At 69.9% G+C, this 22,249-nt stretch carries 19 protein-coding genes; 16 read left to right on the top strand and 3 right to left on the bottom strand.

Translation table 11 applies throughout. The annotated features are described in order from the left end of the window. The first annotated feature begins 186 nt into the window (after nucleotides 1-186). From AHOG_RS08395 to AHOG_RS08415, 5 genes are all read left to right on the top strand, one after another. Nucleotides 187-573 carry a YraN family protein gene (locus AHOG_RS08395; protein ID WP_093940840.1) on the top strand — a complete coding sequence of 129 codons (387 nt, stop codon included), beginning with the start codon at nucleotides 187-189 and terminating at the stop codon, nucleotides 571-573. Further along, nucleotides 573-2,087, top strand: a complete 1,515-nt coding sequence (locus AHOG_RS08400) for a YifB family Mg chelatase-like AAA ATPase (protein ID WP_093940841.1) — start codon at nucleotides 573-575, stop codon at nucleotides 2,085-2,087. Before AHOG_RS08395 ends, AHOG_RS08400 begins: the two co-directional genes overlap by 1 nt. Continuing rightward, complete coding sequence (gene dprA, locus AHOG_RS08405) at nucleotides 2,084-3,241, top strand: DNA-processing protein DprA (protein WP_093940842.1); 1,158 nt, start codon at nucleotides 2,084-2,086, stop codon at nucleotides 3,239-3,241. The genes AHOG_RS08400 and dprA overlap by 4 nt, the downstream gene beginning before the upstream one ends. A gap of 191 nt (nucleotides 3,242-3,432) precedes the next feature. Continuing rightward, the gene (locus AHOG_RS08410) at nucleotides 3,433-4,356 is read left to right on the top strand and encodes a tyrosine recombinase XerC (RefSeq protein WP_157736718.1); all 924 of its coding nucleotides are present in this window, start codon (nucleotides 3,433-3,435) and stop codon (nucleotides 4,354-4,356) included. Next, nucleotides 4,331-5,308: a FliA/WhiG family RNA polymerase sigma factor gene (locus AHOG_RS08415; protein WP_221438505.1), complete on the top strand. Its 978-nt coding sequence runs from the start codon at nucleotides 4,331-4,333 to the stop codon at nucleotides 5,306-5,308. The genes AHOG_RS08410 and AHOG_RS08415 overlap by 26 nt, the downstream gene beginning before the upstream one ends. Before the next feature lie 1,433 nt (nucleotides 5,309-6,741). Here AHOG_RS08415 and AHOG_RS08420 read toward each other — a convergent pair. Beyond that, nucleotides 6,742-7,254 (bottom strand): murein hydrolase activator EnvC family protein, encoded by a 513-nt coding sequence (locus AHOG_RS08420; RefSeq protein ID WP_245856640.1) that lies wholly within the window; start codon nucleotides 7,252-7,254, stop codon nucleotides 6,742-6,744. A 1,922-nt stretch (nucleotides 7,255-9,176) separates the two neighbouring features. On the opposite strand from AHOG_RS08420, the gene rpsB reads away from it, so the two are divergent. The 7 genes from rpsB to rlmN all read left to right on the top strand — a co-directional run bounded on the left by rpsB (nucleotide 9,177) and on the right by rlmN (nucleotide 15,516). Then, nucleotides 9,177-10,013: a 30S ribosomal protein S2 gene (gene rpsB, locus AHOG_RS08430; RefSeq protein ID WP_093940846.1), complete on the top strand. Its 837-nt coding sequence runs from the start codon at nucleotides 9,177-9,179 to the stop codon at nucleotides 10,011-10,013. A 218-nt stretch (nucleotides 10,014-10,231) separates the two neighbouring features. After that, on the top strand, nucleotides 10,232-11,050 hold the full coding sequence (gene tsf / locus AHOG_RS08435; RefSeq protein ID WP_093940847.1) for a translation elongation factor Ts: 819 nt from the start codon (nucleotides 10,232-10,234) through the stop codon (nucleotides 11,048-11,050). An 82-nt stretch (nucleotides 11,051-11,132) separates the two neighbouring features. Beyond that, nucleotides 11,133-11,885, top strand: a complete 753-nt coding sequence (gene pyrH / locus AHOG_RS08440) for a UMP kinase (protein ID WP_093940848.1) — start codon at nucleotides 11,133-11,135, stop codon at nucleotides 11,883-11,885. A 102-nt stretch (nucleotides 11,886-11,987) separates the two neighbouring features. Continuing rightward, nucleotides 11,988-12,509 carry a ribosome recycling factor gene (frr, locus tag AHOG_RS08445; RefSeq protein ID WP_211290623.1) on the top strand — a complete coding sequence of 174 codons (522 nt, stop codon included), beginning with the start codon at nucleotides 11,988-11,990 and terminating at the stop codon, nucleotides 12,507-12,509. A 47-nt stretch (nucleotides 12,510-12,556) separates the two neighbouring features. Next, complete coding sequence (locus AHOG_RS08450; protein ID WP_093940850.1) at nucleotides 12,557-13,483, top strand: phosphatidate cytidylyltransferase; 927 nt, start codon at nucleotides 12,557-12,559, stop codon at nucleotides 13,481-13,483. Next, nucleotides 13,483-14,226 (top strand): class I SAM-dependent methyltransferase, encoded by a 744-nt coding sequence (locus AHOG_RS08455; RefSeq protein ID WP_093940851.1) that lies wholly within the window; start codon nucleotides 13,483-13,485, stop codon nucleotides 14,224-14,226. Before AHOG_RS08450 ends, AHOG_RS08455 begins: the two co-directional genes overlap by 1 nt. 183 nt (nucleotides 14,227-14,409) lie before the next feature. Further along, nucleotides 14,410-15,516 (top strand): dual-specificity RNA methyltransferase RlmN, encoded by a 1,107-nt coding sequence (rlmN, locus tag AHOG_RS08460; protein WP_093940852.1) that lies wholly within the window; start codon nucleotides 14,410-14,412, stop codon nucleotides 15,514-15,516. A 787-nt stretch (nucleotides 15,517-16,303) separates the two neighbouring features. Here rlmN and AHOG_RS08465 read toward each other — a convergent pair. Beyond that, complete coding sequence (locus tag AHOG_RS08465; protein WP_093940853.1) at nucleotides 16,304-16,789, bottom strand: beta-class carbonic anhydrase; 486 nt, start codon at nucleotides 16,787-16,789, stop codon at nucleotides 16,304-16,306. A 404-nt stretch (nucleotides 16,790-17,193) separates the two neighbouring features. Then, complete coding sequence (locus AHOG_RS08475; RefSeq protein WP_245856642.1) at nucleotides 17,194-17,439, bottom strand: DUF2631 domain-containing protein; 246 nt, start codon at nucleotides 17,437-17,439, stop codon at nucleotides 17,194-17,196. Between the two features lie 230 nt (nucleotides 17,440-17,669). On the opposite strand from AHOG_RS08475, the gene AHOG_RS08480 reads away from it, so the two are divergent. The 4 genes from AHOG_RS08480 to AHOG_RS08495 all read left to right on the top strand — a co-directional run bounded on the left by AHOG_RS08480 (nucleotide 17,670) and on the right by AHOG_RS08495 (nucleotide 22,181). Further along, on the top strand, nucleotides 17,670-18,896 hold the full coding sequence (locus AHOG_RS08480) for an ABC transporter ATP-binding protein (protein WP_093940856.1): 1,227 nt from the start codon (nucleotides 17,670-17,672) through the stop codon (nucleotides 18,894-18,896). A 266-nt stretch (nucleotides 18,897-19,162) separates the two neighbouring features. Continuing rightward, the gene (locus tag AHOG_RS08485; protein ID WP_093940857.1) at nucleotides 19,163-20,335 is read left to right on the top strand and encodes an ABC transporter substrate-binding protein; all 1,173 of its coding nucleotides are present in this window, start codon (nucleotides 19,163-19,165) and stop codon (nucleotides 20,333-20,335) included. Further along, nucleotides 20,332-21,195, top strand: coding sequence for an ABC transporter permease (locus AHOG_RS08490; protein WP_245856645.1), 864 nt, complete (start codon nucleotides 20,332-20,334; stop codon nucleotides 21,193-21,195). The genes AHOG_RS08485 and AHOG_RS08490 overlap by 4 nt, the downstream gene beginning before the upstream one ends. Continuing rightward, nucleotides 21,192-22,181 (top strand): ABC transporter permease, encoded by a 990-nt coding sequence (locus tag AHOG_RS08495; protein WP_245856646.1) that lies wholly within the window; start codon nucleotides 21,192-21,194, stop codon nucleotides 22,179-22,181. Before AHOG_RS08490 ends, AHOG_RS08495 begins: the two co-directional genes overlap by 4 nt. The last annotated feature ends 68 nt before the right edge of the window (nucleotides 22,182-22,249 follow it).

A 22,249-nucleotide genomic window follows, 5' to 3' on the forward strand; every position in this document is an offset into this window, starting at 1 on the left:
TGCCGAACTGCGGAGATGCCCGCACGTAGCACAGGTCGTCGTGGACGGTCGCGACACGCCGCTGTCGGTGGTCGAGTCGTCCACATGCTGTGAGTTGTCCACAGCGAAGGCTCTTCGTCTTCGTCTTCGCACCACTTCTCGCGTCATGGTGTGCCCCAGAGTCAGTGAGCCGACCGAGGGGATGTCATGAACACGCAGACACACCAGGACACCGTGCCGTCGACGCCTGCCGAACTGGGCAGACTCGCGGAGGACCTCGCCGCGGAGCATCTCCAGAAGCAGGGGATCGTGATGCTCTCCCGCAACTGGCGATGCGAGTTCGGCGAACTCGACTTCGTCGGCTACCAGGACGGCGGCGTGGTCGTGTGCGAAGTCAAGGCCCGGTCGGGAGAGGAGTTCGGCACCCCCGCCGAGGCGATCACCGACGCCAAGGCACGCAGGCTGCGCAGGCTCGCGAACGCATGGCTGAGCGTCCATCACATCGGCTGGGTGCCCGTCCGCTTCGATCTCGTCTCGGTGCTCTGGCCGAAGAGCGGTCCGGTCCGTCTCCATCACCTTCGCGAGGTGTTGTGATGGGCATCGCGACCGGCTGGGGGGTCGCCTTGATCGGCGTCGACGGCGTCCCCGTCGAGATCGAGGCCGACGTCGGGGCCGGAGTGCCCGACGTGAAGCTTCTCGGCCGCCCCGATGCTGTGGTCAACGAGTCGAAGGACCGCATCAAGGCTGCCCTGCGCAACAGCGGTGAGAGCTGGCCTCGTTCCAGGGTCACGCTCGGCATGTCACCCGCCGGGCTGCAGAAGTGCGGCGCGGGCTACGACCTGGCACTGGCCTGCGTGGTCCTCGCGGCGGCAGGGATGGTGCCTGCCGTCCGGCTGCCGGGCATGCTTCTGCTCGGTGAACTGGCGTTGGACGGCCGGCTCCGCGCGGTCCGCGGTGTGCTGCCCGCCCTGCTCGCAGCCCGCAAGGCCGGACTCCGGGAGGCGGTGGTTCCCGAGTCGGCACTGCCGGAGGCGGCACTGGTGGAGGGGGTGGTCTCGCGGGGCGCCCGGCGACTGATCGACGTGATTCGCTGGCTGCGCGGGGAGACGGACGAGCTGATCGGCGCGACGAGAGCCGACCCGCCTGCCCGTCGGGAGGGTGGTGATCTCGCGGATGTCGTGGGACAGCCGGAGGCACGGTGGGCGTTGGAGGTGGCGGCCGCAGGGGGTCATCACCTTCTCATGGTCGGGCCGCCGGGCACCGGCAAGACGATGCTCGCCCAGCGACTCGCGGGGCTGCTGCCCGAACTGTCCAGGGAGGAGGCGATCGAGGTCACCATGATCCGGTCGGTGGCCGGACTGCTCGCTCCCGACGCCCCTCTGGCGCGCTATCCGCCGTTCGTCGCGCCACACCACTCGATCTCGCTGGCCGCGTTGGTCGGCGGCGGCGCGGGCATGGCCAGGCCGGGCGCCGTCAGCTCGGCGCACCGGGGTGTCCTCCTCGCCGACGAGGCCTGCGAGTTCGGTGCGAAGCACCTCGACGCCCTGCGCACCGCCTTGGAGGACGGCGAGGTGCGCATCGCCCGTAGCCTTGGGGTGGCGAGGTTCCCGGCCCGTTGCCAGCTCGTGCTGGCGACGAATCCATGTCCCTGCGCACCGCCGAGAGACCTCGACTGCGTCTGCTCCGCGGTCACCAGACGTCGATACTTCGGCAGACTCTCCGGCCCGTTGCTCGACCGGGTCGATCTGCGAGTCCGGATGCGCCCGGTCACCGGGCTGACCATCCGCTCCGGACACGAGCCGGAGCCGACCGAGATGGTCAGGGAGCGGGTGCGCCTGGCTCGACTGCGGGCCGCCAGGCGGTGGGCCGAACACGGCTGGCGGTGCAACGCCGAGGTCCCCGGGCCCGCGCTGCGTCGTGACTTCCCGCTGCCCCGTGATGCACTGAAGATCCTCGATCGAGGGCTCACCATCGGGGCGATGACGGCCAGAGGCGCAGACCGATGCCTGCGGGTCGCCTGGACGCTGAGCGATCTCGCGGGCGCGGAGCAGCCCGATTCCGCGCACGTGGCCGCGGCATTGCAGTTTCGCGATCGGCTCGCGTCATGACGCCCGGTGAACTGTCCCTGTTGCTGGCGAGGGCGTACCTGTCCCGGGTCGCGGAGCCGCCCGCGCCCGCGTTGGCGGGATTCGTCGTGGAGCACGGGGCGGAGCGCGCGGCCGACGCGGTACGGGAAGGACGGGTTCCGGCGGACGTTCAGAAGGAGGTCGGTGCGAGAAGTGAACTGCGATTGGCCGAAGCGGATCTTCAGGCCGGCCATGCGATGGGTGCTCGACTGCTCGTCCCGGAACACGAGCAGTGGCCGAGGGAGCGTTTCGCCGCGTTCGAGCACGCGGCGCAGAACGGAGCCCGAAACACGGCGGCCCCGCTGGCGTTGTGGATTCGAGGCTCACCGCGACTGGCCGAATCGACGGCCTCGGCGGTCTCCGTGGTGGGCTCTCGCGCCGCCTCCGGCTACGGAGAACAGCTCGCCGCCGAATTCGGCCACGGCCTCGTCGGCCGGGGGTTCACGGTCGTCTCCGGCGCCGCGTACGGGATCGACGGCGCGGCGCATCGCGGAGCGCTCGCGGGCGGCGGTGCCACCCTCGCCGTACTGGCCTGCGGGCTTGACGTCGGGTACCCGGCCGGGCACATCGGCCTCCTCCGAGCGGTGGAGGCGGGTGAGGGGGCGGTGCTCAGCGAGTACCCGCCGGGCACGCCGCCTGCTCGCCATCGATTCCTCATCCGGAATCGGCTCATCGCAGCGCTGTCCATGGGAACCGTCGTCGTGGAAGCCGGGCGACGCAGCGGCGCCAGGAACACGGCGGGCATCGCGGCCGATCTAGGACGAGTGGTGATGGCGGTGCCCGGACCGGTGACCTCGGCGCTCTCCGCGGGATGCCACGAACTGCTGCGTGACGGCGAGGCGGTGCTGGTGACCAGCACCGCGGAGATCGCGGAGGCGGCAGGGCCGATCGGAGCCAACCTGATTCCGCCCGGTGCCCGGCCCAGCCGGGACACCGACGGACTCGGGGAGGAGGAACTGCGCGTCTTCGAGGCGCTGGACCCTCGTAAGGGCGCCTCGGCGGATGAGGTGTCCGTACGGTCCGGAGTCCCGCTAGCCGGGGTCAGGGCGATTCTGCCTGCCCTCGAATTTGCCGGCCTCGTCGCACGCGGCGAGTACGGCTGGGTGAGACGAAGGAGGCGATCCGAACGTTCCTGATCCCGCGACCTGCCGGGACGGGAGTGCGGCGGGGAGCGAGGCGGCCTCGCGCCGTGTCGCTCCCCGCACCGCCACCCGAAAGATGACACGCCCGAGGCCAGATGAATCTTGACGTAGCCGCGCTGGCCGCGCAGCGTTGTGGCATGACGGAGCCGACCGCGCGGAACTCTGCCGGTGAGGACTCACGATCGATGGTGACCGAGTTGCCTGTCGATCTCGAACGATTGTGTGTCGACTTCAGCAGACATCTGCGGTTGGAGAGAAACCTGTCGGAGCACACCGTGCGGGCCTATCGCGGTGACGTCACGAGTCTGCTCGCCCATGTCGCCGCGGGCGGCGGCACCGATGTGACGGCGCTGACCGTTCGAACGCTCCGATCATGGCTGGCGGTGCAGCACGGGGCAGGCGCCGGTCGTGCCACGCTCGCGAGACGTGCGGCGTCGGCGCGGGCCCTGACGGCCTGGGCACAGGCGACGGGGTTGATCACACAGGACCCGGGTCCCCGGCTGTCCGCGCCGTCACCGCGACGACGGCTGCCCGTGGTGCTGCGGCCTGCCGATGCCGAGGTCGCCCTCAGCGCTGCGGCTTCCGGGGCCGAACAAGCCGATCCCGTCGCGCTGCGTGATCACGCGGTGGTGGAGATGCTGTACGCAACCGGGGTAAGGGTGGCGGAGCTGTGTGCCCTGGATCTCGGGGACGTCGATCGACGGGCACGCCTGTTGCGGGTGATGGGCAAGGGTGGCCGGGAACGCGCCGTGCCCTTCGGCCTGCCCGCCGCTCGGGCACTGGAGGCCTGGTTGGCCGGCGGCCGTGAACACCTCCTCACCTCGGCGTCATCTGCGGCGTTGTTCCTGGGTGTCCGTGGCGGGCGGATCAACCAGAGATCGGTTCGGCGTGTGGTGCACGAGGTGTTGCGGGCGGCGCCGGGCGTGCCGGACACGGGTCCGCACGGGCTCCGGCACTCAGCGGCGACGCATCTGTTGGAAGGCGGAGCCGACCTCCGCAGCGTTCAGGAGTTGCTTGGTCACGCTACGCTCTCAACGACCCAGTTCTACACCCATGTCACCGTCGAACGGCTGAAGGCGATCCATGACCGAACCCACCCCCGTTCCTGACGATGCCGGGGGAGGTTCCCGTACTGCCACCGTGCGCCAGGATGAGCGACGCGCGAGCGGAACCGATGTCGTGAGAGGCAACGGTTCGGGTAGACCAGGGACAGCTCCGGTGGGCGGCCCGCGGACACGCGATGCCGCAGGTACACGACAGCGCGTGCCGTCGGCTGCCAGAGCGGACCCGGCGGAACGCAGCGCGGATGTCGAGGCGGGCATCGTCGCCCTGTGGCGGGATTACGGCGGACAACGCCTGCGCGCGACCCGCGATCGTCTGGTGCTGCACTACGCGCCGCTGGTCAAATACGTGGCGGGTCGTGTCGGTACGGGGCTTCCCTCCCACGTCGACGTGGCCGACTTGATCCAGTCCGGCATCTTCGGTCTCGTCGACGCCATCGAGAAGTTCGAGCCGGAACGCGGGCTGAAGTTCGAGACCTATGCGATGCAACGCATCCGGGGCGCGATCTTGGACGATCTACGGGCCCAGGACTGGGTACCTCGATCGGTCCGCAGCCGTGCCCGGGATGTGGAGCGGGCGATCGAGCGGTTGGAAGGCCGGTTGCAGCGCACCGCCAGCGATCCCGAGCTGGCCACCGAGCTGGGTATCGACGTCGGGGAGTTGCGGGATCTGTTCGGCCAGCTCCAGTTGACCAGCGTCGTCGCGTTGGACGAGCTGATCGCGGCAGGTCGCGGCACGGCCTCCCTCGCGGAGACACTGCCGGACGAGCGGGCTGAGGACCCGGTGGCCAACCTCGTTGATCGAGACAGCAGACGGCAGCTGGCCGAGGCGATCGCTCAGCTCGCTGAACGGGATCGCGTCGTCGTGACCCTCTACTACTTCGAGAACCTCACGTTGGCCGAGATCGGCCGGGTCTTGGGCGTGACCGAATCTCGGGTCTGCCAGCTGCACACCCGTGCGGTGCTGCGTCTGCGGACCAAACTCGCCGAACAGGGGTGAGGGCGCCCGCCCGTCCGACTTCGGCGAGTCGGCGGTCGGGAGGCCGAGGACGGCCGGCGACGGCGTTCGAGGCACGATCACCGTGCCATCGTGCGCCGGAGAGAGGGTTGGAGCCGCGATGATCGTCGCGACGGCACGGCGCCAGGCTGCGGCGAGCCGTCGAAGCAGGCCATCGGTCTACCTCGTTCCGCACGCATCTCCGACGGTGCTGGTGCTAGTGGTCGTCGGCGGCTCGGCGAACATCGTCCACCCGAGTCTGGACGCCGGCTTCGGGGCGCGGGTCGTACCGGTGAATCCCTCGTAGGGCGGCTCCTGTTCGCCTGGGCCCGCCGGTGGGGTCGCTGCGGCGCGGCCCGCGGGTCCCCGTCCGTTGGCGACGGTTCCTCGGGACATGGGAGCCGCTGTCGCCGGCCGGGACGATCCGTCGGACCGGGCCCATCACCCGACACGATGCTGCGTCCTGGGAGACGTGTTCGCAGGTGCCGTCGTCCGCTGGTGAAACGGGCGTTTCTCGTCGACCTCGGCGTCAGAACGCCGGGAAGGGCCCTGAGCGCCGACCTGGGTCTATGGACGGTGTGGCACCGTGCGACCGGGGCGATGCGACTGTGAGGCTGTTCGGGCCACCGTGCGGCGCGTCGTGCGGTGTCGTCTTCATGCCGGCGGTGTCCGTCGGCGGCCTAGGCGATCAACGAGTGCCACGGTGCTGCCGAGCCGACGCCTCCGGTGCCGCGATGAGCCCACGCGCTGCGGATTGAGGTCGAGAGCCGGCACTGAGCGTCGACCCGGAGCCGGGAATTCGGGCGCCGAGAGCCGGAGAGCCGAAAGCGAGGGCTGAAGCCGGAAGCCGGAAGCCGGACGCCCGGAGCTCGGAGCTGGAAGGCCGGAGCTCGGAGCTGGAAGGCCGGAGCTCGGAGCCGGAAGCCCGGAGCTCGAAGCCGGAAGCCGGAAGCCGGAAGCCGGAAGTCGGAAGCCCGAAGCCGGAAGCCGGGACCGAAGTTGGAACCGGAGCCGGAAGCCCGAAGCCCGAAGCCCGAAGCCGGGACCGAAGTCGGAACCGGAGCCCGGAGCCCGAAGCCGGAAGCCCAAGTCCGCAGCCCCGAGCCGAGGCCGGAGCCCCGAGAACCAGGACTTGACGCCCGAGCCCCGGGACTCGACAGCGGTGAGCCGAGGGCTGAGACCTGGGAGTGTGAACTCGATCCGAGATCGACGGCCGCGAGACCTGGGAGCCGGGAGCGAGTACCGGGGGCTGAGACTCGGAGTCGGGAGCGGAGGGCCGAGGCTCGAAACGCGGAAGCCGAGGCCCCCGAGCCAGCCGGCCGATGATCCCGCGCGTCGCGGGACCACAGGCCGTCCGTAGAGATCAAGCTCCTGATCTTCGCTGGGCGTTCCCATCGTGGCGGTCACGCGACGCGCGACCGCCGCCGCGGCGGTGTTCACCACGGCAGCAATCGCAGTCGCAGCAGACCGAGCAGAGTCAGCGGATCGATGTAGACGCCGTCGCGGCGAGCGCCCCAGTGCAGACATGTCTCCGAGGTGCAGCCGGGGTGCCCGCTCGTGACCGTGCCGATCGGTTGCCCGGCGGACACCGGATCACCGGTCGTGAGTATCGGCTCGACGGGTTCGTAGGAGGTGATCAGTCCGGCCGCATGCTGGATCGACACGACGGGCCTGCCCGCCACCGGTCCCGCGTGCCGTACCCTTCCCGAGCCCGCGGCCCGCACGGGCTCACCCGGTGCGGCGGCCAGGTCGACGCCTCGGTGGCCGGGGCCGTAGTGGTGCGGCGGCGGATCGAATGCGCGTACCACGGTGAGAGTGGTCGACAAGGGCGAGACGAAGTGCACCGACATCGCCCTTGGAGAGTCCTGGCTCCCGGTCGGCCCGGTCACCATCGGCGCCGCCGGCGGTGCCTCCATCGCGGAGGTCAGCAGGAACACCGACAGCACCACCGCGCCGCCGATTCCTGGTCGCGGCGCCCGGTGACGCCGGGAGGGGACTCCGGGCTGCCCGGTGTCGAGTCGACGGCGCGACGGCCGGCCTGTCGGCCTGCGTGATCGTCGTGGACCTGCGTCGGCGACCTGCGTTCGTCCGGCCCGTGCCGTGATATCCGGGTCGCAGCCGTTCTGCGGGCCACCAGGGAGTGCGGCCCGACGGGCGTCCGGGTCCGCCCGGCCTGGGTCGGCGCGCCGGTGTCCCGCCGAGCCGGCCGACGACGATGTGCGGGACGCACCCGGGTGGGTCGAGAGCAGGACACGAGCGAGGCCGATCAGCCCCACCGGTCGATGCCGGCGCCGGTCGCAGTTCTGGTGGGTGCTCGACTCGACCGCGTAGTCGTCGTCGCCGTGTCGCGGCCCGTCGCCGCCGACCTCGCACCCGGTCGGTGTCAGGGCGGGTGAGCCGCCGGGGCGCCACGAGTGCCGAGACTCGCACGCGACGTGCTTCACGAGACCTCGGAGCCGCATGAATCCCATGAGCACCCGACGTCTCACCGGTCCGACGAACTCTGCCTGCCTGGCGAAGCCGACCGGGTCGGCACGTCTGCCGATTCCCGCTGATCGGGTGAGCCCCGCTGGCCGGGCGAGTCCGGCCGCGGTCCGGAGTCCGGTGAGCCCGGCCCGCCGGACCAGTGCTGCGGGTCGAGTCGACCTGTGCTCTGCCGACCTGTGGCCCGCTGACCTGTGACTTGTCGGCCTGCGCCCTGTCGGCGTGGCCCCGCGGGCGGAGCTGACGGGAGCGGGCCGGCCTCGTTGAAGGCCGCCGACAGTTCCCTGGAGGCGGTCGCGTCGATCTCGCCCACCTCGCCTTTCACCCGCACCGCGTCGTCCGCGTCGTTTCGTGCCCACGGTTCCACTCGCCTCGCCGATTCTTCTGCGGCGAAGGAGACTGCCGAGGCCTGAGTGCTGTCGGAGGCTCGAGATGCCGTCGAAGTGTCGGCACACCCCGGCTCCGCCACGGTCGCCGGTCGGTCCGAAGACCGCGTGTCCGCGCGTGTCGCCCCTACCGAGGTCGGCCGTGCCGGGTTCGACGGAGTCGGTCGGGCGTGGGGCGTCGCCGCGGGGGCCGGCCCGGTCGAAGCAGGCCCGGCAGGCGCGGCGGGGAAGGGCCGTACGGACGGGCGGCGCACCACGGCCGACGACGCCGTCCCGGTGTGGGCCGTCGCCGCCGCGGTGCGGAAGCCCGGGAGTGGGGCAGGCGCGGGCGGAGGAGCCGTCGGGTCCGACGTCGCAGGCGAAGCCGTCGCCGCCGGCACGGCCGGACCGGCGATCGTCCCCGCCGAGACTGCTCGGGGTGCACGGGTCGGGACCGCTGGGACCAGGCCCGTTCTTCGGGTCGGGTCCGCTGGGGGCGGGTCCGTCCGGACCGGGACCGCTGGGTTCACGGCTGTTCGAACCGGGACCGCCTGGTGGAACGAGGCCGCCCGGACCGGGACCATCCGGACCTGGGGCGCCCTCATGCCTCGGGGTTCTCCATCGGTCGGGTCGAACGCCTCGGGCAGCGGATGTGCGCATGCCGCACACGCTGCCGCCATGCCTGGCGCGGGGCCAGTGCGATCTCGCCGGCCTGTGGACAACTCGGCGTTGTGGACAACCTCGACCACGTGTTCAGCCGCCCTCGGGGTCGCGTCGAGAGGGACGTATACTGCTGGGTGCGGCCAGTTTGTCTCGCGGCCGACTTCACAGTGCCGACGCATGCCTGATCATCATGACGATGACCAGGCAAGGGCGCCCGGTGGTCCCGACGCGGTTCTCTCGCCGTGTGGGTCCGGGCGGTTCGCGCGGCACCAGGGCGGCGGGCCACCCGGCTCGTCGCGACAACCGACAGTGCGTGCGGGCCGAGTCCAGCACGCCGAACACACGAGGTGGAACCGGCTATGGCCGTCGTCACCATGAAGCAGCTGCTCGACAGCGGCGTTCACTTCGGGCACCAGACTCGTCGGTGGAACCCGAAGATGAAGCGCTACATCTTCACCGAGCGCAACGGCATCTACATCATCGACCTGCAGCAGACGCTGTCCTACATCAACCGGGCCTTCGAGTTCATCAGGGAGACCGTCGCGCACGGCGGTTCGATCCTGTTCGTCGGCACGAAGAAGCAGGCCCAGGAGGCGATCTCCGAGCAGGCACTGCGCGTGGGGATGCCCTTCGTCAACCAGCGCTGGCTGGGCGGGATGCTCACCAACTTCACCACCGTGCACAAGCGTCTCCAGCGCCTCAAGGAGCTGGAGTCGATGGAGCAGACCGGTGGCTTCCAGGGTCGCACCAAGAAGGAGATCTTGATGCTGACCCGTGAGAAGGACAAGCTGGCGCGCACGCTCGGCGGTATTCGCGACATGGCGAAGGTGCCCAGCGCGGTCTGGATCGTGGACACCAAGAAGGAGCACATCGCCGTCGGCGAAGCTCGCAAGCTGGGTATCCCGGTCGTCGCGATCCTGGACACCAACTGTGACCCGGACGAGGTCGACTACCCCATCCCGGGTAACGACGACGCGATCCGCTCCGCCGCCCTGCTCACCCGCGTGGTGGCCGACGGCGTCGCGGAGGGTCTCATGACCCGCTCCGGCCGCAACAACACCGCGCCCGAGGGCGAGGACAAGCCGCAGCCCGGCGCGACCGACGAGCCGCTCGCCGAGTGGGAGAAGGAACTGCTCACGGGCGCCGACGCCGAGAAGTCCCAGGCCGAGGCGACAGAGCAGCCCGCCCAGGCCTGAGCCCTGGCCCTGGATCCTGCTCCGATCCCCGGAGCAGGATCACGCAGGTCTTCCGGGACCGCGGACGACCTCCCGAACACCGCGCGGGCGGGCCCACCATCGGGCCCGCCCGCGCGGTGCGGGATCGGGGCATCTCGGCTGTGCGGCCGGTGCCCTGTCTTTGCCCCTGGCGCGACTTCGCCGCGCAACAACAGACATGTAAGGATTGACGACCCACCATGGCGAACTACACGGCGGCTGATGTCAAGCGGCTCCGCGAGCTGACCGGCTCCGGCATGATGGACTGCAAGAAGGCCCTGGAGCAGACCGACGGCGACATGGACAAGGCCGTCGAGATCCTGCGCATCAAGGGTGCCAAGGACGTCGGCAAGCGTGCCGAGCGCGTCACGGCGAACGGCCTGGTCGCCGCCGACGGCGGTGTCCTGCTCGAACTGAACTGTGAGACGGACTTCGTCGCGAAGACCGAGGCGTTCGAGGCGCTCGCCGCGCAGATCGTCGCCGCCGCCAAGGCGAACTCCACGGGCGACGTCGCGGCGCTGAAGGCGGCTCCGACGGCCGACGGGAAGACCGTCGACGAGCTGGTCCAGGAGCAGTCGGCCAAGATCGGCGAGAAGCTCGAGATCCGGCGTGTGGTCTGCTTCGACGGTCCGGTGTCGGTCTATCTGCACCGTCGTTCCTCCGACCTGCCGCCCGCGGTGGGCGTGCTGGTGGAGTTCGAGGGCGGCAGCGAGCAGGACGCCCGGGGCATCGCGATGCAGATCGCCGCGCTGGCTCCCCGCTACGTCACGCGCGACGAGGTGCCCGCCGACCTCGTCGAGAACGAGCGTCGGATCGCGGAGCAGACCGCTCGCGAGGAGAACAAGCCCGAGGCCGCGCTCTCCCGCATCGTCGAGGGCAGGCTCAACGGCTTCTTCAAGGACGTCGTCCTCGTCGACCAGCCTTCGGTGCAGGACTCCAAGAAGCAGGTCAAGGCGCTGCTCAGCGATGCGGGCATGACCGTGAAGCGTTTCGCGCGCTTCGAGGTCGGCCAGGCCTGAGAAGTACCCGCGCGCCCTGTCCTTCGTCACCGAGGCGGAGGACAGGGCGCTGGCTGTCCATCAGGCTCATGGAGGAGAACCGTTGACCGAACGCAGCGAATCGGCACTCGGCTACCGAAGAGTGCTGCTCAAGCTCGGTGGTGAGATGTTCGGCGGCGGCGCCGTGGGCGTCGATCCCGACGTCGTGCACACCGTGGCCGCCCAGATCGCCGCGGTGGTGCGTGGTGGAGTCCAGGTCGGCGTGGTCATCGGGGGCGGCAATTACTTTCGCGGCGCGGAGCTCCAGCAACGCGGGATGGAGCGCACCCGCGCCGACTACATGGGGATGCTCGGCACGGTGATGAACTGCCTGGCCTTGCAGGACTTCCTGGAACGGGAGCAGGGCATCGACACTCGGGTGCAGACCGCCATCACCATGGGGCAGGTCGCCGAGTCCTACATTCCCCGTCGTTCGATCCGGCACCTGGAGAAGGGCCGTGTGGTGATCTTCGGTGCGGGTGCGGGCATGCCGTACTTCTCGACCGACACCACCGCCGCGCAGCGCGCCCTGGAGATCGGTGCCGAGATCGTGCTGATGGGCAAGGCCGTCGACGGGGTGTACACCGCCGACCCCAAGCGTGATCCACAGGCCACGATGTTCAGCCACATCACCCATCGCGAGGTGCTGGAGCGCGGTCTCAAGGTCGCCGACGCGACGGCGTTCAGCCTCTGCATGGACAACAACATGCCGATCCTGGTGTTCAACCTGCTCAATGAGGGAAACATCGCTCGCGCCGTGCGTGGTGAGAAGATCGGCACGCTGGTCAGCACCCCTGGCGAGCGCTCGGGGGCCTGAGCGTGCTGAGATCGACACTCGGGACCCACCACTGTCGCTACGCATAGTAAGGAGTCAGCCGTGATCGACATCGACGAGTCTCTTCTCGACGGCGAGGAGAAGATGGAGAAGGCGGTGGCCGTCGCCAAGGACGAACTGGCGAGCGTGCGCACCGGTCGGGCGACTCCGAACATGTTCAACGGCATCGTCGTCGAGTACTACGGCGCTCCGACGCCGTTGAACCAGGTGGCCGGGATCAACATTCCCGAGGCACGTCAGGTCGTCGTCAAGCCGTACGACGCCAGCCTGCTGGGTGCCATCGAGAAGGCGATCCGCAGCTCCGACCTCGGTGTCAATCCCACCAATGACGGAACGATCATCCGCGTGATCGTCCCGCAGCTCTCCGAGGAGCGCAGGCGGGATCTGGTGAAGGTGGCGAAGACCAAGGGCGAGGAGTCCAAGGTCACCATCCGTAACATTCGCCGGAAGGTGAAGGACGAGATCGACCGAGCGGTCAAGGACGGCGATGCGGGGGAGGATGAGGGCACCCGCGCCGAGAAGGAGCTGCAGAGCCTCACCGACAAGTACGTCGGCCTCGTCGAAGAGCTGGTGAAGCATAAGGAAAGCGAACTGCTGGAGGTCTAGGGCGTGCTGATCGAACACTCGACCGAGCCGCGCTCTTAGGACTGTCGATGGTGGTGGCTGGTGAGAAGAATGCGGCACCGGGGATCGAATCCGGCGGTCTGCGCGAACCTTCTGCGTCGACGACGCAGGACGTCGTTCTGGTTCCGGCGGTGAAGCCTGCGTCGAAGACGGGACGCAACCTCGGTGCCGCGGTGCTGGTCGGTCTGCTGCTCGGCGCCGCGATCCTGGCGTCGCTGCTGTGGGCACGACACCTGTTCATCGTGGTGATCGGCGCGGCGGTGGCCGTGTCGACGGTGGAGACGGCCACCGCGTTCCGTCGGGCCCGGGGCATCAAGGTCGCCCTGACTCCGCTGCTGGTCGGCGGGCAGGCGATGCTGTGGGTGTCGTGGCCCTTCGGCCTGGACGGCGTTCTGACGGCGTTCGTGCTGACCGTGCTGGCCTGTCTGCTCTGGCGGGTGCCGGGCGGTTCGGAGAACTATCTCCGCGACGTCGCGGGTTCGATCTTCGTGGCCGCCTACATCCCGTTGTTCGCGACCTTCGCCGCGCTGCTGGTGCTCCCCGAGGACGGGGTGCTGCGGGTGATCGCCTTCATGCTCGTGGTGATCGGCTCGGACACCGGAGGCTACGCGGTCGGTGCTCTGTTGGGCAGGCATCCGATGGCGCCGCGGATCAGCCCGAAGAAGTCCTGGGAGGGCTTCGCGGGCTCGCTGATCGCGGGCGTCGCCGCCGGTCTGATCGTCGTCACCCTGCTGCTGGGCGGCCAGTGGTGGCACGGCGCCCTGTTCGGCGTCGCCCTGGTGGCGACGGCGACGCTGGGAGACCTGCTGGAGTCGCTGGTCAAGCGGGACATCGGGGTCAAGGACATGGGCACGTTGCTGCCCGGTCACGGGGGTCTGATGGACCGCATGGACTCGCTGCTGCCGTCGGCCATGGTCGCCTGGGTGCTGTTGAACTGGTTCGTCCCCGTCGCCTGATGGCCTTCTGGTCCGTGCGGGCGGGCGGGGTCCCGTCGGCCGAGGTGCTGCCGAGCCCGAACATCTGGCGCTGGCCGAAGGTCTACGAGGTGGAGAACCAGGCTCAGGACCGTGAGCAGGTGCTCTTCGACGCGCTGCGGGAGTCCTTCGACTGGACCGGGCGCGACGTTCTCGACGTCGGTTGTGGCGACGGCTTCCACCTGCCGATCCTGGCGCGTGACGCGCGGTCGGTGGTCGGCGTGGAGCCGCACCCGCCGCTGGTTCGTCGGGCACGCCGCCGGGTGGCCGGGCTCGACTCGGTCCGAGTGTCGGCGGCAGGGGCGCAGCGGCTCCCGCTGCCCGATGAGAGCGTCGACCTCGTGCACGCGAGGACGGCGTACTTCTTCGGCCCCGGCTGTGAGCCCGGTCTGCGGGAGGCGGAGCGGGTGCTGCGCCCCGGCGGGGCCGTCGCGATCATCGATCTGGACGCCACCAGGCACGCCTATGGGAGCTGGATGCGGGCGGACCTGCCCCGATACTCGCCTGCCGAGGTGGAGGACTTCTTCGCGGGAGAGGGCTTCGACTGCCGCCGGGTGGACACGTGGTGGCGGTTCGACGACCGGGAGAGCCTGGCCGCCGTTCTGCGTATCGAGTTCTCGGGGCGGGTGGCGGCGCGGGCGATCGCCCAGACGCCGGGGCTTGCCCTGCCCGTCGGCTACCGGTTGCATGTCCGTCGTCGGCCTGCTGCCGTGCTGCTTCCGTGACGTGGGACGCCCCGTCGGACGCTGTTCGACGACAGCGGGTGGAGCCGACGAGACGGGTCGGGGTGCAGAGCATCGGGCGGTGCGGGCGCCGGCGGGACCGACGGTACGGTGATGTGCTGCCGCGAGCGGTGCCGTCGGGGGCGGTGAGAGCCCGCCGCGAGCCGTGGGACACTGGATTACGCCATGACTGCGCTACCTCTCGTCTTCGACGCACCGCGCCGCGGCCTGCCGCCGCGCCACCTCGCCGACCTCGCCGCCGCCGACCGCAAGGCCGCCGTGGCGGAGCTGGGGGAGAAGCCCTTCCGGGCCGCCCAGCTGGCCCACCACTACTTCGGTCGGTTGAGCACCGACGCGGAGTCGATGACCGACATCCCGGCCGCCAGTCGGGATCGTCTGGTCAGCGAGCTGCTGCCCACGCTGTTCACTCCGGTGCGGGACGTGACCACCGACGAGGGCACCACCCGGAAGACGCTGTGGCGGGCCCACGACGGCACTCTCGTCGAGAGCGTCCTGATGCGCTACACCGATCGAGCGACGGTGTGCATCTCCAGCCAGGCGGGCTGCGGGATGGCCTGTCCGTTCTGCGCGACCGGCCAGGGCGGGCTGCAGCGCAACATGTCGACGGCGGAGATCGTCGATCAGGTGCGGGCCGCCGCCGCGGTGATGCGGGACGGGATGATGCCCGGCGGCCCGGGCAGGCTGTCCAACGTCGTCTTCATGGGCATGGGTGAGCCGTTGGCCAACTACAAGCGAGTGGTCGCCGCGGTACGTCGGATCTGCGACCCGGCTCCGGATGGTCTCGGGCTGTCTCAGCGCTCGGTGACGGTGTCGACCGTGGGGCTCGCGTCGGCGATCCGCAAGCTCGCCGACGAGGGCCTCCAGGTGACGCTGGCCGTCTCGCTGCACACGCCCGATGACGAGCTGCGGGACACGCTGGTACCGGTGAACACCCGGTGGACGGTGGCCGAGGTGCTGGAGGCGGCCCGGTATTACGCGGACCGCACCGGCAGACGGGTGTCCATCGAGTACGCGCTCATCCGTGACGTGAACGACCAGCCGTGGCGGGCCGACCTGCTGGCGAAGCTGCTGCGCCGCCATCTCGGTCAGCTCGTGCACGTGAACCTGATCCCGCTGAACCCGACGCCGGGGAGCAAGTGGGATGCCAGCCCGAAGCCGGTGGAACGGGAGTTCGTCCGCCGCGTCCAGGAGGGCGGGGTCAGCTGCACGGTGCGAGACACCAGGGGACAGGAGATCGCCGCCGCCTGCGGGCAGCTTGCGGCCGAGGGCTGACTCGGGCGAACGGTCGTCGAGATCGTCGAGCGGGGTCGCCGGTCGCGCGTCCGCCGAGCGGGCCGTACTCGGTCCAGGCGCGCCGCACATCCGTGGCGATCGGGTGATGCTCGACGAGACCAGGCCCGACGGAGCTCAGACCTTCCTCCTCGGCCGGCCCGGAGTGGTCCGGGCTTGGCGCGTGGTCCACTTCGCGGACGGTGTGGTCCGACTGCCGAGGTGACGACGCCGGGCGACGGCAGGCCTGGCGTCCTGGGAGCCGCGGTCTTTCGACTCGTCGATCGGTTGTCTCGATCGTCGTCGCGAGCGGCCCGCTCGCCGCCGCGAGGCATCCCGTCCGTTCGTCTCGTTCTCGGGCACGTCGACGGCCGGCGACACGACGGGGTGATGGGAGCGCCGGAGTTCGTCCACCACTCGATCGATATCTTGCCGAAATAGAACGTCTGTTCGATAGTCGTGTCATGGATCTTCACCCGCTGTTCGCGTCTGCCGTTCTCGCCATGGCCGTCGGGCTCGTGGTGCTTCTCGCGCCCTCGGCCCGGCCGAGCCGAGGGATGCCGCGAGCCGTCTCTGCGGACGGCCGTCGTGTCCTGTCGGGCCCGCCGTGGGTGTTCGCGAGCAGCTCGAGCAGGCCGGCCTTCTGCTCGCGGTGGGCCGCGCCCGATACTCGGCCAGGACGGGCGCGGGCATCGACGCCGCATGAGCCCGCTCGCACTCGATCGTGCCCGATCGAGTGCGGCAGGGCGCGCGGATCTCCGGCGGCCTCATCCGGCGGTCGGCGCACTCGTCACACGACCTCGCGCAGTGCTCCGGTCTCGACGTCGAAGACGAATCCCCGAACGTTCTTGTGCTGAATGAAGGGGTTGGTCTGGATGCGCTTGAGCGACTGTCGCACGTCGCCGTCGAGATCGTCGAAGGCCTCGGCGGCCCATTCCGGCTTGATACCGGTCTCCGCGAGGATCTCGGACTTCAGCTCGTCATCGCTGAACGTGAGCATTCCGCAGTCTGTGTGGTGAATGAGGATGATCTCCTCGGTGCCCAGCATCCGTTGGCTGATCACCAGGGAGCGGATCATGTCGTCGGTGATGACGCCGCCCGCGTTGCGGATGATGTGGGCGTCGCCCAGCCGGAGGCCCAGCATCTCGAACACGTCGAGCCTGGAGTCCATGCAGGCGACCACGGTGAGTTTCAGGGCGGGCGGCAACGGCAGCTTGAGGCCGAAGGACTCGCTATAGGCCTTGTTGTTCCTGAGCAGCTCGTCGGTGACTCTCATGATCGTTCTCCATCGCTGTGCCGGATCGGCCGAGCTTCCGTCGCGATGGTCGAGAGCAGGTCGCCGTCGACGTCGCGGTGCCGTGTGACGTCGTGGAGATGCGGTCTGCGGTACATCACCCGGCGGGTGACCGTCGCGAGGGAGCTGCCGACCCGATGAGCCGGGACGGGACTGTGCGCGGCGGGGCATCGTCGGCCCGAGACGCCGACTCGGGCACGGGGCGCGAGTCGGGGTCCGAAGTGCACGCGAAAAGTCAACAGAGGACGACGCGAAGACGCAAGCGTGAGTCGCAAGATCTGCTGGTCATGGGCTCGATGGTGGCTTGAGCCACTCTTTGGTGGATGCCGATCGTGACATCCACTGCGCATAGTGACCGTATTGCGACGCTTGTCACCCGTGTCGGGTCAGTTCCGCCACGACGTCCGGCGGCGCACCTGGTCCCAGATCAGCGTGGCGACCATGCCCGCACCGAGGAAGATCAGCCAGAGGTCCTCGGTGCGGCCCTCGTGGTTGCCGATCAGCATGGCGAACACGGAGAGCGCACCCACCCAGCCCGCCACTCGCGTGCCGACGGGGAAGCCGCCGTGCCAGCCCCATTCGGCCGAGGGCTCCTCATGGGGGTCGACGGTCGTGGCGGGACGCTTCTCCACTGCCGACGAAGACCTTGCAGAACGAGCGGCCACGTTCCCTCCACCACGAACACGATCGAGTAGGTTGCCCACGTATCGTCGCATACGGGGGCGTCGCGGCCCCGATCAGCCTGGGTGTCCGCCGCTGACTTCGTGCAGCCGAGCCTCGTCTAGGCTGCGGCGCGTCGACCGGGCGATGACCCGACCACGACGGCCCCAGTCCCCCGCTGTCCCTGCCGAGGTGTGTGCCTGTGACCGACGAGTCGGCGGAGTTCCATCCTCGAGAACAGCGCACACCCGACACCTATGCCCCCGTCGCGGTCGCGCTGTCCGGAGTCACCAGGAGTTATGGGGACCAGGTCGTGCTCGACGACCTCTCGCTGCGGGTGCACGAGGGGGAGTTCTTCTCGATTCTCGGCCCCTCCGGAAGCGGCAAGACGACGTTGTTGCGCATGATCGCCGGCTTCGCCGATCCGGAACGTGGAAGCATCGAGCTCGACGGCGTCGACATGGTCGGAGTGCCGCCGTATCGACGCGACGTCAACACCGTCTTCCAGTCGTATGCGTTGTTCCCCCACCTGGACGTGTGGAACAACGTGGCCTACGCACTGCGGCGTAAGGGGTTGCGAGGCGGCGAGCTGCGACGTCGGGTCGGCGAACATCTGGAGCTCGTCCAGTTGTCCGGCTTCGCCCGACGCAGGCCGCACCAGCTCTCGGGAGGACAGCAGCAGCGGGTCGCGGTGGCCAGGGCGTTGGCCGCGCGACCGAGGGTGCTGCTCCTCGACGAGCCGCTCGGCGCGCTGGACGCGCAGCTTCGCGGTCGGATGCAGGTCGAGTTGATGCGGATTCAACGCGAGGTGGGCACGACGTTCCTCTACATCACCCACGATCAGGAGGAGGCCCTGGTCCTCTCGCATCGGCTGGCCGTGCTCGCCGGCGGGCGTATCCGGCAGGTCGGGTACCCGGAGGACGTCTACGAGCGGCCTGCCACCCGATTCGTCGCGAGCTTCCTACGTTCTTCGGCGACAGGGACGACCAACATCCTGGACAGCGAGGTCGTCGGTCATGACGCGGCAGCGAACCTGCTGGAGCTGGCGGTGGGGGCGGGCGCCCGGCTGCGTGCGGCGCTGCCTGCCGAGGCGACGGCTCGGCCGGGCAGTCGAGTGACGCTGACGGTCCGGCCGGAGAAGGTGCACGTCTACGACGTCGACGGAGCGGTCGCGCCGCCCGCCGGCTGGTGCCTGCTGCCGGGCACCGTGGTCGACATCGTCTATACCGGCGTGTCCACCCAGTACCTGGTGCAGGTTCCCGCGGCGGGCGGCAGCACCCTCGTGGCGTTCGTGCAGAACACCCGGCGGATCAGCGACGCGGGCGGACCGGGACAGCCGGTTCTACTGGCCTGGGAGCCGGAACACAGCGTGTTGCTGGCGGAGGACGCGGACCTCGACGGCCATGGCCCGGCACAGGCGGGGTCATGACCACGGTCCGGAGGTCGTGGTTCGCCGGGCGCGCGAGGCACATGGGCACGACGCAGGCGGACCCGCGGTCCTCGGCCGGGCCTGCCCGCGTCGTGGAGACGTCGTGGCACCGATCACGGCAGCGACTACGACGGTGACCGGCACGCGCTCGCGCGGCGGCACCGCGCGAGCGCACTTCTCGAGCAGATCCCTCGTCGAGTCGAAGGACGGACGGGGCGACCGGGCACGGCCTGGGACCAGACACGGGTGAGGGAGGTGGATGCGACATGGCATCCGAGCAGGACGGACGACCGGCGGTGCGTATCGCACGACTGTGGGACGGGAGCAGCCCGCGCCTGTCCCGTCGGTCGATGCTGCGATCGATGGCCTTCTTCGCGCTGGCCGCGCAGGGCGCGGCTGCCTGCGGGGTGGGCGCCGCGCCGCCGACCGCCGACTCCGCCGCGCCGGACGGGTCGCCTGCGCGTAACGACGTCGACGAGCCGGTGCTCAACTTCTACAACTGGACCGACTACATCGACGAGGACACCATTCCCGGTTTCCAGGAGGAGACCGGCATCCGCGTCGTCTACGACAACTTCAGCTCCAACGACGAGCTGGAGGCCAAGATCGCGTCCGGAGCGGCGGGGTACGACCTGGTGGTCCCGACCGACAACTTCCTTCGCCGGTTCCTGCGTTCGGACCTGCTGCGTCCCCTCGATCACGACCTGTTGACCAACCTCGACAACCTCGGAAGTCGATTCCGTACGGCGGACTACGACTCGGGAAACCGGTTCTCCGTGCCGTGGGCCTGGGGCACGACGGGGCTGGCCTACTCGCCCGCCCGGCTGGATACGGAGGTGACGAGTCTGTCCGCCTTCGACCTGCCGTCGGCGCAGGGGCGCAGCATCCTGCTCGACGAGGCACGCGACGGTCTGGCGCTCGGGATGCTGGCCTTGGGACACGATCCCAACTCCACCGACCCCGCCGAGCTGGACGAGGCGGTCGACTTCCTGCTCGAACTCAAGAGCGGACTCGGTCAGATCACCTCGGACGTCATCGAGCCGCTGTCCTCCGGCCAGGCGCCGCTGGCCCAGGCCTATTCCGGGGACGTGTTCCAGGCTCAGGAGGTCAATCCGGACCTGGTCTATGTGATCCCGGAGGAAGGCGGTCTGTCCTGGGTCGACGTGCTGTGCATTCCGAAGGACGCGCCGCATGCCGAGAACGCCCACCGGTTCATCGATCACATCCTGCGGCCGGAGGTGGGGGCGCGGCTGGCCGAGGCCGTGCAGTACGGCAGTCCCAACGACGCCGCTCTGCCGCTGATCGACGAGGCGCTGCGGAACGACCCGTTGGTCTATCCGCCCGAGGACGAGCTGGCGAGGCTCCCGTTCACCGCTGATCTCGGACCGGAGGTGGAGGCCCGCTACGCGGACGCCTGGACCAGGGTGAAGACGGGGTGAGCGGGCGGCCTGCGCGGCGTGGGTTCTCGTCCGGGCTGGCGGCGGCGGGTCAACTCGGGCCCGCGACGGTGTGGCTGGTCCTGTTCCTGCTGGTTCCGCTGGCCCTCGTGGTGCAGTTCAGTTTCGCGACCAGGGACACCGGCGCGGCGAGGGCCGTGCTGCCGTGGACGACGCTGCCGTATCGAACGGCGCTCGATCCGGCGTTCCTGCCGATCTTCTGGCGCACCCTGGTCTATGCGACCGTGACCACGCTGGCATGCCTGTTGTTGGCGTTTCCGCTGGCGTGGTTCATCGCCCGGCACGGCGGCCGGTTCCGTACGGTGCTGCTCGCACTGGTGCTGATCCCGTTCTGGGCGAGCTACCTGGCCCGGGTCTATGCGTGGAAGGCGCTGCTCGACGGCGACGGACCGATCAACAGGCTGCTCTCCGTCGTGGGTCTCGGGCGGGACGGCGGCTTCCTGCTCACCGACACGGCGGTGGTGCTGGGCCTGACCTATGGGTTCCTGCCGTTCATGGTGCTGCCGTTGTACGTGGCCTGTGTGCGTTTCGATCACCAGCTCGTCGAGGCCTCGTACGACCTGGGGCACGGCAGGCTGGCGACCTTCTTCCGCGTCGTGCTGCCCGGGGTCCTGCCGGGGATCCTCGCGGGTTCACTGCTGGTCCTGGTGCCCGCGGCAGGTGATTTCGTGACGCCGAGTCTGCTCGGCGGTGTCGATCAGACCACCTTCGGCAGCGTCGTCGACGATCAGTTCGGCGGCGGGAACAACTGGCCGCTGGGTTCGGCGATGGCGGTGCTGCTGCTGGTCCTGGTGGTCGTCGCCCTGCTGGCGCGTGGGCGCCGGGGAGAGGACGTCCTGTGAACGTGTCGTCGCGACGCGCCAGCCGCCGACGGGGCGACGGGGGCGCCGGGGGCGGGGGTGTCGAGCGGACGAGCGCCGGTCGGAGTGGCGGCGAACACCATGGCGCCGAGCAGGCCCGCCCGGCGGCCCGGCGCACGGCTCGGCGTGGAACCGGCCCGCGCCGAGGCGTCCGGCGGCCCTGGCGGCTCGGTACGGCGGCGGCGGCGGTCTACGTCTTCCTTTATGCGCCGATCCTGTGGCTGGCGCTCGTCTCGTTCAACGACTCGCGAACGCTGAGCACCCTCACCGGTTTCTCGCTGCGTTGGTATGCGGAGCTGGCGAACGACGAGCGGGTGGTGTCGGCGCTGCTGCTGTCGTTGCGGCTGGCGGCGGCGAGCGCGGTGATCGCCACCGTGATCGGGACGCTGGCGGCCTTCGGGCTGCGTCGGGCGTTCCGGGGGCGGGGTCTATGGACGACGTTGCTGGCCCTGCCACTGGTGGTCCCCGAGGTGGTGCTGGGCGTGAGCCTGCTGGCCTTCTGCGTGCAACTGATGGGTATTCCGCTCGGCTTCGGTGCGCTGCTCCTCGCGCACGTCACCTTCTCCCTCAGCTACGTCGTGGTCGTGGTGCGTGCCAGGCTGGCAGGCCTGGACCCGAGGATCGAGGAGGCCGCCGCCGACCTGGGCGCCGATCCGCTCACGCGCTGGCGCACGGTGACGCTGCCCCTGATCGCGCCCGCCGTCGGGGCGGGCGCGGCCTTCGCCTTCGTGTTGTCCTTCGATGACGTCGTCACCTCGGGTTACCTCACCGGAGTCGGCTCGACGACGTTGCCGGTGTTCGTCTACGGACAGGCCAGGCGCGGGGTGTCCCCCGAGGTGGTGGCGTTGTCGACCGCCATGGTGGCCGCCTCGGCGGCGCTGCTGCTGCTTGGTGTGCTGGTGACCGTGGTGCGGGCCCGGCGGGCGGGCCGGTCGGCCGCGCGGGACGTCCTGGCCTCGGCTTCGTGACGGGCGGCGTGCGACCGCTCATCAAGCCGACCTCGCCGACTCGCCCCGTCGCGGGGGTTGACTGCCGA

The organism is Actinoalloteichus hoggarensis (genome assembly GCF_002234535.1).
GTDB lineage: Bacteria > Actinomycetota > Actinomycetes > Mycobacteriales > Pseudonocardiaceae > Actinoalloteichus_A > Actinoalloteichus_A hoggarensis.